This window comes from Streptosporangium sp. H13245, from assembly GCF_055690525.1.
The window spans coordinates 19620-31417 of the sequence record NZ_JBSZKT010000014.1 but is presented as its reverse complement, the minus strand read 5'-3'; the positions used below and the strand labels follow the sequence as shown (position 1 = coordinate 31417).

Below are 11798 nucleotides of genomic sequence, written 5' to 3'. Positions count from 1 at the left end.
CCGGCGGTCGTCCTCGCCGAGGAAGGGCTATCTATTCGCTCAGTGTATGTATCGGATGTATAGTCCCGATCATGTCTACCGGACACGTGATGCTCGGGCTGCTCGCGGAGCGGCCCAAACACGGGTACGAACTCAAACGCGAGCATGACCAGCGCCTGCCGGGCGCCAGGCCGCTCGCGTACGGGCAGGTCTACGCGACGCTGCAGCGCCTGCAACGGGACGGGTTCGCCGAGGTGGCGGAGACCGTGCGGGAGAGCGGCCCGGAGCGTACGGTGTACGCGATCACCGAGGAGGGGGCGGCCGAGCTGACCCGGTGGCTGGAGCAGGTGGAGGCGCCCGCGCCGCACGTGTCCAGCACGCTCGTCGCTCGCGTGGTGGTGGCGATCGTGGCCGGAGGCGCCGCCGACGGCTACCTGGCCAGGCAGCGCGCCGCCCATCTGGCGCGGATGCGCGAGCTCACCGCGGAACGGGCCTCGGGGTCCCCCGCGCAGGCGCTCGCCGCCGACTACGCGCTCCAGCACCTCGACGCCGACCTGCGCTGGATCGAGACGGCCATGGAACGACTCGCGGATCTTAAAGGGGAGATCGATGCTTGAGGCACGTACGTTACGCAAGACCTTCGCCAGGACCGTCGCGCTGGACGGCGTGTCCGCGGAGATCGGCGACGGGGAGATCGTCGCCATCACCGGCCCGAGCGGTTCCGGCAAGTCGACCCTGTTGCACTGCCTGGCCGGGATCATCCGTCCCGAGTCGGGGGAGGTCCACCTCGACGGGCGGCGCGTCGACACCCTCGACGACGCCGACCGGACGAAACTGCGCAGGCAGAGCTTCGGCGTCGTCTTCCAGTCCGGCCGGCTGGTCCCCGAGCTGACCGCCGAGGAGAACGTGGCGCTGCCGCTGCTGTTCAACCGGCACGGGCGCCAGGAGTCGCTGCGGGCCGCCAGGTCCCGGCTGGAGAGACTGGACGTGGCCGACTGCGCGGACCGGCGGCCCGGTGAGCTGTCCGGCGGCCAGCTGCAGCGGGTCGCCGTGGCCCGCGCGCTGGTCACCGGCCCGAGGGTGGTCTTCGCCGACGAGCCGACCGGCGCTCTCGACTCGCTGGCCGGAGAGCGGGTGATGGACGAGCTCGTCGGCACGGCGCGCGCGGACGGCACCACGCTGGTGGTCGTCACCCACGACAACCGGGTGGCCGCCTACGCCGACCGGGAGATCGTGCTGCGCGACGGCAGGCTGTCCGGGGTGACCGTGTGATCGCCGTGACGCGGATGCTCGCCAGGGGCGGATCGCCGCGCGAGCGGGTACGGGGGCGTCTGATGACCGCGGGGGCGGCGCTCGCGACCTTCCTGCTGTGCGCCGGGGCGAACCTGCTGGCGTTCGGGCTTCGTGTGTCGGTCGCCCCCGAGGGGTACCTCGTCGAGACGCGGATCGACTACCTGGGCTTCTTCTCCGGCAGGGAGTCGCGGCTGATCACCGCGCTGGCGTTGGCCCTGCTTGTCGTACCCACCATGGCCTTCGTCCACCAGGTGAGCCGGCTGGCCGCCGCGACGCGGGAACGGCGGCTGGCCGCGCTCCGGCTGGCCGGGGCCACACCGCGCGAGGTGCGCCTGATCGGGGCGTACGAGAGCGGGTGGCGGACCCTGCTGGGCGGGGTGTCCGGCGTCGCGCTGTACCTGGTGGCGAACCTGGCGCTGGCGGGGGCGCTGGAGGGCGAGGTGCCCCTGGTCCCGCCGGTGCAGATCCTGGCGATCCTCGCCGTGGTGACGCTCACCGGGACGCTGTCCGGGCTGACGGCGGGGCGGCACGTGGTGTCCTCCCCGCTGGGCGTGGTCCGGCGGACACCCCCGGCCGGTCCCAGGGCGCTCGACCTGGCGCTGGTCGCGGTGGGTGCCGGGCTACTCGTCGCCGGGCTCGTCGGCAAGGGGAAGTTCCCCGGCGGGCCGTACGCCGCGGTGCTGTCCATGACGGCCGGTATGGTGCTCCTGCTGTTCGGCCTGGTCCTCGGCGCCGCGTGGCTGATCAGGGCGGCCGCCCGGCGGGTCGGCGACCGCGCCGGGACGGCGGAGACCCTGCTGGCCGCCCGGATCGTCGGGGCCGATCCCCGGGGGTGGGCCCGCGCGCTGTCGGTGGTGGGGCTGACCGTGTTCTTCGGCGCCGGGGTCGGCGCCCAGCAGGGGCCCATCCTTTTCCGGGGCGGCCTCGACTCCTCCTGGGCCGTGACCTATCTGCTCGTGGATCTCGCCCTGCTGGTCGCGCTGGTCACCTCGGCCGCCGCCCTCGTGGTGCACCAGGCGGAGGAACTGCTGGACCACCGGCACTCGTTCGCGGCCCTGGCCGCCTCCGGGGCGCCCGGTCCCGCGCTGGGCCGGGTCCTCACCCGGCAGGCGCTCATCGCGGCGCTGCCGGTGTGCGCCGTGGCCGCCGTCGCCGGGGTGGGGGTGGTCGTCCTGTCGGTGTGGGACGTCTACCGGGAGGTGCCGGAGGCGTTCGCCCTCGCCGTCGGCCGGGCGGTGCTCATGGTGGGGATCGGGGTGCTGGCCGCGACGCTGGTGGCGCGGGCCGCCCGGCCGATCCTGCGCCGGACGCTGCGTCCCGAGGGACTCCGGGACGAGTGAGAGGGGTGGGCGTCCCACGGGACGCCCACCCCTCAGCGGGACGCCGGTTCCGGGTTCCCGGCGCGGGAACGCGGTGCGGCCCACCCCCGGAGCGCCAGGCCGGTGCCGGACGACCTGGCCACCCAGAGCGCGACGGCGATGTACAGGACCTGCTGCGGGATCCTGATCCACAGGGGCGTCGCCTCGCCGCCGCTGAAGGGGACGTCGGCGACGGCCGCGTAGACGTTGGCGGGAAGCAGCAGCACGTAGAGGGCGGCGAGGGCGATCCCGGCGGCCCGGCGCGTCGCGACGGCCACGAGTCCCGCGGCGCCGAGGAGTTCCAGCACGCCGGTCGCGTAGACCGCGGCACCGGGGAACGGCACGATCGGCGGCACCATGCGCACCATGTCGGCGTGGTTGGGCATGACGGTCACCCCCGCCGGGACGAAATGCGCGGCGGCGGTGACGACGAGCATGACGGCCATCCCGTGTGCCGCGCTCGCGGACCAGGTGGCGAACCGGCGGACACCGAACGCGCCCAGCGCGCGGAAGCCCAGTGTGGCGACCACGAGAACGATCTCAACAACGAACGCGGACATCGACGCACCCCTTTTGTCGGATAGTTGTGCTATCTAGTATTAGATACTATCGCTATCCAACGATGCAAGCCAAAAACCGCGAGGCCGCTCCGGGGCGGTTCACGACGACTCACCGGCTCGCCGCTCTGGGGCACGCCGATCGAACCGGACGCCGGAGCGTCGCGGGCGTCGGGATCAGGCCGCCGGGTCATCCGGCCGGTTGGGTCCGGTTGTCCGGTTGTCCGGTTCATCAGGTGAGGCGAGGACGGCTTGTCGCCCGTGGCGTGGCTCGGCGTCGGCGAGGTACCGCCGTCAAACTCCTCGTGGCGTCGCGCTCCCGCTGGCGACCAGGCCCGTCTCGTAGGCGATGATCACCAGCTGGGCGCGGTCGCGCGCGTGAAGCTTGTCGAGCAGGTGTCCCACGTGCGTCTTCACCGTGCCGACGCTGAGGTGCAGCCGCTCGGCGATCTCGGTGTTGGACAGCCCTCGGGCGATCAGGGTGAGGACCTCGCGCTCGCGGCCGGTGACGCCGTCGAGCGCGCGGGCCGGAGGCCGGACGGGAGCGGCCAGCCGCGCGAACTCGGTGATGAGCCGCCGCGTCACACTGGGCGCCAGCAGGGCCTCACCGGAGACGACCACGCGGATCGCCTCCAGGAGGTGCGCCGCGGTGGTGTCCTTGACCAGGAAGCCGCTCGCCCCCGCCCGCAGGGCCGCGTAGACGTACTCGTCCAGGTCGAACGTCGTCAGGATCAGCACGCGCACACCGGCCGTCCCGGGCGAGCCGCAGATCAGTCGGGTGGCCTCGATGCCGTCCATCTCGGGCATCCGCACGTCCATCAGCACCACGTCCGGGCGCTCCAGCCCGGCCATCCGCACGGCCTCGGCGCCGGTGGCGGCCTCGCCGACCGTGGTCATTCCCTCGGTGGCGTTGACAAGGGCGCGGAAGCTGTCGCGCAGCAGCACGTGGTCGTCGGCGAGCAGCACCCGGATCGGCGGCGCGGAACCGTTCGCGGCGCCCGTCCCGGCGGCTTCCGTCACGGTGTCCCTCCCAGCGGTTCGTACGGCAGATGGGCTGACACCCGGAAGCCCCCCTCGGGTCGTGGACCGGCGCTGAACGTGCCGCCGTACATCGTGACACGTTCCCTCATCCCGACCAGCCCGTGCGCCCCGCTGTCCCTCGGCTCCGCGGTCCCCCGGCCGTCGTCGACCACCTCGATCCGTACGGCCCCTCCTCCGGCCTCGACGCGGACCTCGCAGCGGGCCGGGGCGGCGTGCCTGACGACGTTGGTCAGCGCCTCCTGCACGATGCGGTACACCGACAGGCCCACCGCCTCCGGCAGCTCGTCGACGCCGCGTACCTCAAGGTGGACGGGAACGCCCGCGGCCCGGGTGTGTTCGGCGAGCAGGGGCAGCTGGGCCGGTCCCGGCGGCGGGGCCAGGTCGGCGGGGGAGTCCTCGTCGGAGCGGAGCACCCCCAGCAGGCGGCGGATGTCGGTGAGCGCGGTCCTGCTGGTGTGCTCGATGACGGCCAGCGCCGACAGGGCCTCCTGCGGGTGGGTCGCGGCGATGTGGTTGGCGACGGTGGCCTTGACCGCGATCAGGCTCATGCTGTGCCCGACGATGTCGTGCAGCTCGCGGGCGATGTGCAGCCGTTCGTCGGCCACGGCCTGCTGGGAGAGCCGGGCGGCGGCGGCCCGTCGCCGCCGCAGCGCGGCCCCGGCCGCCCAGGCCCCGCACATGATCACCCAGATCACCCCGGCCTCCACCGGCCAGGCGGAGAGCTCGTCGGCCGTCGCCCCCGGCCGGGGGACGGGCCGCATCACCGAGTACAGGTACGCCACGGCGGCGGCGGAGGCGAGCAGGCAGGCCGCCAGGGCGGCCACGGAACGGCGGGACCGCGTGGTCAGCGCGACGAGGTAGAGCGTCAGGGCGGCGGGGGCGTAGACCACCCAGACCACCCCGGCGCCGACCGCGCCGACCAGCGTCGCCACCACCGCGCCCACGCCCGTCACGGCGAGCACCGGCAGCGGCCGTCGCCGCCGCACCGCCACGGGCAGCGCGGTGACGGCGGCCAGCGCACACCCCACCCACAGCGGCCCGGTGAACACCTGGACGGGAGGGTCGAGGATCGCGTACACGATCAGAAGCGCGAGCACCGGTGCCACGGCGACGTCGAGGGGGAGCAGGTAGGCACGCCCACGGGAGCTGTCCACGCGGCGACGCTATCGCCGCAGGCCAGGCGACGCATCCACCCGTGGTCGGACCACCCTGGGACATAGACGCGTGGACATCGGCCGGTGGGTACGTGGCCGGGTGGGCATGGGCCTGTCGGCATGGGGCGGGCGGGTACGAGGTGCGGGTACGGGCCTGTGGACACGGGGTCGTGGGCACAGGGGCGCGGGGCTGTGGAGGTGAGGACGCGGGAACGGACCTGTCGGCATGGGGTCGTGGGACAGGGGCACGGGAGCGCCTGTCGGCATGGGGTCATGGGTACGGGGCCGGGTGGGCGCGGGTCTGCTGGCAGGGGAGCGCGGGTGTGGGTCTGTGGGCATAGGCCCGTGGGCACAGGTGGCGGGCGCCGGTGTGATCCCGGTCGTACCCGCGGGTTCCGACCGGGGCCGGATGTGCGCGAGGCCGCCGCCCGCGACCGTTGAGACATGATCGATGACAGTCAGCCGCAGACCGTCGAGCAGGCCCACCGGATCGAGCCGTTCTGGTTTCCCGGGCCGTGGGTGGGCGGGATCTCGATGATCCTGGGCCCCCTGCTGATGTCCGCCGGGGTGCTCACGCGCATCAGGCACCACTTCTTCTTTCCCCAGCAGCTGGAGGCCTACGACGCGGAACCGGCACTGATGGTCGCCGCCTACAGCCTCTTCGTCGCGGGCAACGTGCTCATGTGGCCCGCCGTCGCGACGCTCGCCCGGATGATCGGCGTCACCAGGCCGGGCTGGGCGGTCTGGGGCGGCATCCTGGTGACGGTCGGGCTGTTCACCCGCACCTTCCACGGGGGCATCGACCATCTCGCCTTCCAGCTCGTCGACGTGCAGGGACTGGAGGTCGCGACCAAGGCGGTCGCCGACTCCTACCCGGCCTGGCACCTGTTCCGCCTCCCCGCCCTCGCCGTCGTCGTCGGCTGGGTCGTGCTCGCGATCGGCGCCTACCGGTCCGGCGTGCTCGGACCGGTCCGCTCCATCGCGCTGGGCTGTATGTGGGTGCTCGCCCTCGGCACGCTCAAGGGCACCGAGCCGCAGTCGCTGCTGGCCATGGCCGGTCTGTGCGTCGCGTTCGTGCCGCTGGGCGTACGGGTGCTGCGCGACGGCCCCAGACCGGCGGGGAGGACCTGGGCGTGGATCGCCCTGGGCGTCGTGCTGAGCGTTCTCCTCGCCGTCTTCGGCCCGGAGGGCTGAGGCCCGGTGGGGGGCCGCACCCCCGGGACCCGTAGGGCCGGGCGGAGAGGGGGTCCTTGTGCTCTCACTGCGTCCGTAGTCTGATTGAGAGGGTTTATTCATCGGGCCGAGCATCCGCGTACCGCGGGCGGTTCCACGGTGCGGGCGGGCGCGCGGTCCGGCAGAGCGTCTCTGAAACAGGAAGGGAGCCGACGCTGATGACGGTAACCCTGGAAAAGAGCGTCGAGGACTTCATCACCACCCCCCACAAGCTGTTCATCGACGGGCAGTGGGTGGACGCGGCGTCGGGCAAGACGTTCGCGACACCCAACCCCGCGACCGGGCAGACCCTGGCGCACGTCGCCGAGGCCGACGCCGAGGACGTCGACCGGGCGGTGCGCGCGGCCCGCAGGGCCTTCGAGCAGGGGCCCTGGTCACGGATGACCGCCTCCGAGCGAGGACGGATCATCTGGAGGATCGGTGACCTGATCCTGGAGCACGCCGAGGAGCTGGCCCAGCTCGAATCGCTGGACAACGGCAAACCGGTGGCCGTGGCACGGGCCGCGGACGTTCCGCTGGCGGCGGACCTGTTCCACTACATGGCGGGCTGGGCGACCAAGATCGAGGGCAACACGATCTCGCTCTCGGTGCCGTACATGCCGGGCGCCGCGTTCCACGCCTACACTCTGCGCGAGCCGGTCGGCGTGGTCGGCCAGATCATCCCGTGGAACTTCCCGCTGCTGATGGCGGCCTGGAAGCTCGGGCCCGCGCTGGCCACGGGGAACGTCGTGATCCTCAAGCCCGCCGAGCAGACCCCGCTGTCCGCCCTGCGGCTGGCGGAGCTGATCGCCGAGGCGGGGATGCCCGACGGCGTGGTCAACGTCCTGCCCGGATACGGCGAGACCGCCGGTGCGGCGCTGGCCGCGCACGACGGCGTGGACAAGGTCGCCTTCACCGGCTCCACCGAGGTGGGCAAGCTGATCGTGCACGCCGCGGCGGGCAACCTGAAGAAGGTCACCCTGGAGCTCGGCGGCAAGAGCCCCAACATCGTCTTCGACGACGCCGACCCCGACATCGCCATCCAGGGCGCGGCGAACGCGATCTTCTTCAACCACGGCCAGTGCTGCGTGGCCGGATCCCGGCTGTTCGTCCAGCGGGACCGGTTCGACCAGGTGGTGGAGGGGGTCGCCAATATCGCCCGGGGCATCAGGCTCGGTCCCGGCATGGAGCCCGACACGCAGATGGGACCCCTGGTCTCCGACGAGCAGCTGCGCCGGGTGACCGGCTACCTGGACTCGGGGCGCGCGGAGGGCGTCCAGACGCTGGCCGGTGGCAACCGGCACGGGGAGCGGGGCTACTTCGTCCAGCCCACCGTGCTCACCGACGTACGGCCGGAGATGAGGGTCGTCCGCGAGGAGATCTTCGGGCCGGTGGTGGTCGCCTCACCGTTCTCCGACCTGGACGAGATCGCCGCGGAGGCCAACGCCACCGACTACGGGCTGGGGGCCGGCATCTGGACCCGCGACATCTCCAAGGCGCACGCCCTCGCAAGTAAGATCCGCGCGGGCACCGTCTGGATCAACTGCTACAACGTCTTCGACGCCGCCCTGCCCTTCGGCGGCTACAAGCAGTCGGGCTGGGGGCGCGAGATGGGCCACCAGGCCCTCGACGCCTACACCGAGGTGAAGTCCGTCTGCACCCAGCTGCAGACCTGACCGCGCACCGGCCGCGTGCCCGTACGGCACCATCCACCGTACGGGCACGCGGGGACCTCACGAGCGGGTGCCCGGCGCCGACTCCAGCAGGGACCGGCTCCGGTCGTCCCCCCAGATCGAGAACGGGTCCACGTACGGCCGCAGCAGGGCGGTGAGCTCCGCGTCGCCCCGGCCGTTGAGCTCGTCCGACGCTATCTTCCTCGCCGTTCCGGCCAGGAGGTCGGCGACCTGGACCCGCGCGTCCGAGCGCGCGGCGACGAACCTCAGACCGGCCAGCCTGCCCTCCGGCGAGCAGGGGAGCGGCTCGCCGAACATCTCCCTGAGCCGCGCGACGCGCTCCTCCGTCAGCGCGGTCTGCCGGTCGTGGACGATCGAGACGGGCCTCGTGCCCTCACCCCAGTGGACGACGGCCCGGACGATGGCCGGGATCAGGGGGTCCAGCGCCGGGATCACCCGCGGGTCGTCGAGAAGCCGTGCCAGGAAGGAGTCCACCCGGGGCCTGGCCCGCAGGAGCAGCTCCATGATCTCACCGGCCTCGCTCCCGGCCCCGGCGAGGCGCAGGGCGCCGACCATGTCGAAGAACGCCTCGGGGGACGACGTCCCCGCGCCCCGGCCGTTCCTCGCGCGCATCAGGTCGTTGAACGACTCCAGGAAGGACTCCCAGCGTTCGCGCCCGAACGTGCGGCGGCCCTCGCGGTAGAAGGTGACGGCCAGGGCGCCGCCCCGCGGGTCTCCTTCGCCGGTCTCCCCGGTGAGCAGGCTCGCGAGTTTCCCGACGACGAGGAACGTCTTGTCGGTCAGGTGCACGTGGGCGTTCCCGCGGAGCGGCCCCGACGGCCCGAGCAGCCACACGAGGGCCGCCCTGTTCTTCTCGCGGAGCAGGAGGTTCGCCTTGTACTCCACCGCCGGGGAGGGCGCTATGTTGCGTATCTCCTGAATGCAGTCGGCCGCCGATTCCTCGTTCAGGCCCACGCTGGCATGGGTGAAAACGTCGGTGTTTCCGCCGATGAGCTTTTCGCCCTCCGAGCCGGACTCGTCGCAGGCGATCTCCAGGGGCTGGTCGGCCGACGCGCATTCTGCCCGCATAATGTCCCCGCGATATCGGTCACTGTCCGGTTCCATTATGAATGGACGATTCTTTAGGATACGTCACCCTGATGGGCACGCAACGGGTTTTATCAGCCCGTACCGGGGAGAGCGCGGCGGGCCGGGCCGTGGCCCTCATCCCGGAGGGGAGCGGCGCGGCCGGGCCGTCGGCCGCTAGCATGGGGTGATCTTCGCCGTTTCCGGTGTCCAGGACCACCGGGCGGGAGCGCCGCGCCGTTCCCCGGTGAGAAACCGACCATCGAGCCCGGAAGGCCCTGACCCCGAACATGGCCACCGTCACCGTCGTGATCCCGACGTTCAACGAGGTGGACAACCTTCCGCCGATCGCCGAGGCCCTGCTCGCGTTGCCGCTCGACGGCCTGCGGATCCTGGTCGTCGACGACGGCTCCCCCGACGGCACGGGGAAGGTGGCCGACGGGCTGGCCGCGGCGCATCCCGGCCGGGTCGACGTGGTGCACCGGCAGGTCAGGGAGGGCCTGGGGCGGGCCTATGTCGACGGCATGGAGACCGCCCTCGCGGCCGGGGCGGAGTTCGTGGTGCAGATGGACGCCGACTTCTCGCATCCCGTCGACGCCGTGCCGCGCCTGTTCGAGACCGCGCTGGCGACGGGGGCGGCGTGCGTGATCGGCAGCCGGTACGTGCCGGGCGGGACGCTGGCCGCCGAGTGGAGCCTGTGGCGGCGAGCCCTGTCGAGGTGGGCGAACTTCTACGTCCGCACCATCCTGCGCGTCCGGTTGCGGGACGTGACCGCCGGGTTCAAGATCTGGCGCGCGGAGAGCCTCACCGCCCTGGACCTCGGCACGATCTCCTCGGGGGGCTACAGCTTCCAGGTGGAGATGCACTACCGGGCGACCAGGGCGGGGATGACGGTCGTCGAGATCCCCATCCACTTCTCCGACCGCCGGGCGGGCAGCTCGAAGATGAGCCTCCGGGTGCAGCTGGAGTCGGCCCTGATGCCGTGGCGGCTGATCTTCAAGCGCTGAGGGACCCGCGCGGCACGCCGGTCCGATTAACGCATTAAATATGGCTTTTGTTAATAAAGTCGGTCTTTGCTGGTTTGGTGGTTATTTGTGATTGATAAACTTGCTCCGCCGGGATCTGGACGTATGTCGTAAGGCGAGTATTGCGCCGCCGGTCGGTAATGTCGGAAGGTGTGACGCATCATCTCAATGCGTCTGGGCGGCCCAATACTATAGGAAAAGAAAAATATTATGATATATGCCAATCGATCTCGCGCGATGGTACGGAACATGGCGCGCTCGGGGCTGACCGGGATCCTCGTGGCCCTGATCACGATGGGGGCCGTGGCCCTGCCCCGCACGGCGAGCGCGGCGGCGACGGTACCCCTGGGCACCGCCGCGAACTTCACCGTCCTGGCCTGGGACGACATCGGCAGCGTCGGCGCCACCGTGATCACCGGGGATGTCGGTGAGTGGCCGGGCGCGGCGTTCGGCGGCTTCCCGCCCGGAGTCATCACCGGAACCCTCCACCTGACCGACGCCGTCGCCCAGCAGGCGCAGGTCGACGCGACCGCCGCCTACAACGACGCCGCCGCCCGCACTCCCGACGCCACCGTGGCGGCGCAGCTCGGCGGGACCACCCTGACACCCGGGGTCTACGACTCCACGAGCGGTGCCTTCCTGGTGACCGGCAACCTGACGCTCGACGGGCTCGGCGACCCCAACGCGGTCTTCATCCTCCAGTCCGACACGCTCGACGTCTCGCCCGCCGCCACGGTGACCCTCGTCAACGGCGCCGCGGCGCGCAACGTCTTCTGGCAGGTCGGCGGGCTGGTCAACCTCGGAGCCGGTTCGACCTTCGCCGGGAACATCCTGGCGATCGACAGCATCGAGCTGTTCAACGGCGCGAGCGTGGACGGCCGCCTCCTGGCCACCACCCACGGAGCCGTCCGCCTCGACACCAACGCGGTCACCGCGCCCGCGCCCCCGGACTGCGGGGTCGCCACCACCACGACCGCGCTGACCGCGACGTGCGCCGGGGGGAGCGACAGCGCCCCGATCACCTTCACCGCGACGGTGACGGCGTCGGACGGGAGCGTCCCCACGGGCACGGTGACCTTCGCCACCGACGGGTCGACCCTGGGCACGGCCCAGCTCGTGGCCGGTGTCGCCACCCTGACGGTCTCGGGCCTTCCCCCGGGTGTGTACCGCGTCGTCGCCTTCTACCCGGGTACGGCCCAGCTCGACCCGAGCAGCACGCCGGTGCTGATCCAGCGCGTCGGCCTCGGCTGCCCGTGTACGCCGACGAGCCAGACGGGCCAGGTGAGCATCCGGGTCGACCAGGAGACCAGGGGGGCGGCCTCCGGGGAGAGGGTCCGCACCCGGATCGCGTTCGGCAGGAGGTCGTAGCCGGGCGGCACCACTTCCGGCCCGCACACCGGTCGGCGGCGACCCGCACTCC

The 11798-nt window shown here is 72.0% G+C and carries 11 protein-coding genes; 7 read left to right on the top strand and 4 right to left on the bottom strand.

Annotated elements, in window-relative coordinates; all coding sequences use genetic code 11:
* Positions 1 to 71 precede the first annotated feature (71 nt).
* The 3 genes from ACW9TB_RS21415 to ACW9TB_RS21405 are packed head-to-tail and all read left to right on the top strand — an operon-like array spanning position 72 to position 2612.
* Positions 72 to 596, top strand: a complete 525-nt coding sequence (locus ACW9TB_RS21415) for a PadR family transcriptional regulator (RefSeq protein ID WP_472749806.1) — start codon at positions 72 to 74, stop codon at positions 594 to 596.
* Positions 589 to 1251 carry an ABC transporter ATP-binding protein gene (locus tag ACW9TB_RS21410; protein WP_472749805.1) on the top strand — a complete coding sequence of 221 codons (663 nt, stop codon included), beginning with the start codon at positions 589 to 591 and terminating at the stop codon, positions 1249 to 1251. Before ACW9TB_RS21415 ends, ACW9TB_RS21410 begins: the two co-directional genes overlap by 8 nt.
* Entirely contained in the window at positions 1248 to 2612 is a 1365-nt protein-coding gene (locus ACW9TB_RS21405; protein WP_472749804.1) for an FtsX-like permease family protein, read from the top strand. Before ACW9TB_RS21410 ends, ACW9TB_RS21405 begins: the two co-directional genes overlap by 4 nt.
* Positions 2613 to 2644: 32 nt before the next feature.
* On the opposite strand, the gene ACW9TB_RS21400 is transcribed toward ACW9TB_RS21405, so the two are convergent.
* The 3 genes from ACW9TB_RS21400 to ACW9TB_RS21390 all read right to left on the bottom strand — a co-directional run bounded on the left by ACW9TB_RS21400 (position 2645) and on the right by ACW9TB_RS21390 (position 5382).
* On the bottom strand, positions 2645 to 3190 hold the full coding sequence (locus tag ACW9TB_RS21400; RefSeq protein ID WP_472749803.1) for a DoxX family protein: 546 nt from the start codon (positions 3188 to 3190) through the stop codon (positions 2645 to 2647).
* 291 nt (positions 3191 to 3481) lie between these two features.
* Complete coding sequence (locus ACW9TB_RS21395; RefSeq protein ID WP_472749802.1) at positions 3482 to 4207, bottom strand: response regulator; 726 nt, start codon at positions 4205 to 4207, stop codon at positions 3482 to 3484.
* On the bottom strand, positions 4204 to 5382 hold the full coding sequence (locus ACW9TB_RS21390; RefSeq protein WP_472749801.1) for a sensor histidine kinase: 1179 nt from the start codon (positions 5380 to 5382) through the stop codon (positions 4204 to 4206). Before ACW9TB_RS21390 ends, ACW9TB_RS21395 begins: the two co-directional genes overlap by 4 nt.
* Positions 5383 to 5826: 444 nt before the next feature.
* On the opposite strand from ACW9TB_RS21390, the gene ACW9TB_RS21385 reads away from it, so the two are divergent.
* The gene (locus tag ACW9TB_RS21385) at positions 5827 to 6576 is read left to right on the top strand and encodes a hypothetical protein (protein ID WP_472749800.1); all 750 of its coding nucleotides are present in this window, start codon (positions 5827 to 5829) and stop codon (positions 6574 to 6576) included.
* Positions 6577 to 6773: 197 nt separating this feature from the next.
* On the top strand, positions 6774 to 8270 hold the full coding sequence (locus tag ACW9TB_RS21380) for an aldehyde dehydrogenase family protein (RefSeq protein WP_472749799.1): 1497 nt from the start codon (positions 6774 to 6776) through the stop codon (positions 8268 to 8270).
* A 57-nt stretch (positions 8271 to 8327) separates the two neighbouring features.
* On the opposite strand, the gene ACW9TB_RS21375 is transcribed toward ACW9TB_RS21380, so the two are convergent.
* Positions 8328 to 9356, bottom strand: a complete 1029-nt coding sequence (locus ACW9TB_RS21375; protein ID WP_472749798.1) for a hypothetical protein — start codon at positions 9354 to 9356, stop codon at positions 8328 to 8330.
* Between the two features lie 287 nt (positions 9357 to 9643).
* On the opposite strand from ACW9TB_RS21375, the gene ACW9TB_RS21370 reads away from it, so the two are divergent.
* Together ACW9TB_RS21370 and ACW9TB_RS21365 are read left to right on the top strand one after the other, a co-directional pair.
* Positions 9644 to 10360, top strand: a complete 717-nt coding sequence (locus ACW9TB_RS21370) for a polyprenol monophosphomannose synthase (protein ID WP_472749797.1) — start codon at positions 9644 to 9646, stop codon at positions 10358 to 10360.
* Positions 10361 to 10627: 267 nt separating this feature from the next.
* Positions 10628 to 11746, top strand: a complete 1119-nt coding sequence (locus ACW9TB_RS21365) for an ice-binding family protein (protein WP_472749796.1) — start codon at positions 10628 to 10630, stop codon at positions 11744 to 11746.
* Positions 11747 to 11798: the final 52 nt, after the last annotated feature.

Bases quoted from the DNA above. Each gene is read 5' to 3' on its own strand.
- ACW9TB_RS21410 (WP_472749805.1), top strand. From the start codon at position 589: ATGCTTGAGGCACGTACGTTACGCAAGACCTTCGCCAGGACCGTCGCG.
- ACW9TB_RS21365 (WP_472749796.1), top strand. From the start codon at position 10,628: ATGGCGCGCTCGGGGCTGACCGGGATCCTCGTGGCCCTGATCACGATG.
- ACW9TB_RS21370 (WP_472749797.1), top strand. From the start codon at position 9,644: ATGGCCACCGTCACCGTCGTGATCCCGACGTTCAACGAGGTGGACAAC.
- ACW9TB_RS21400 (WP_472749803.1), bottom strand. From the start codon at position 3,190: ATGTCCGCGTTCGTTGTTGAGATCGTTCTCGTGGTCGCCACACTGGGC.
- ACW9TB_RS21415 (WP_472749806.1), top strand. From the start codon at position 72: ATGTCTACCGGACACGTGATGCTCGGGCTGCTCGCGGAGCGGCCCAAA.
- ACW9TB_RS21380 (WP_472749799.1), top strand. From the start codon at position 6,774: ATGACGGTAACCCTGGAAAAGAGCGTCGAGGACTTCATCACCACCCCC.
- ACW9TB_RS21385 (WP_472749800.1), top strand. From the start codon at position 5,827: ATGATCGATGACAGTCAGCCGCAGACCGTCGAGCAGGCCCACCGGATC.
- ACW9TB_RS21375 (WP_472749798.1), bottom strand. From the start codon at position 9,356: ATGCGGGCAGAATGCGCGTCGGCCGACCAGCCCCTGGAGATCGCCTGC.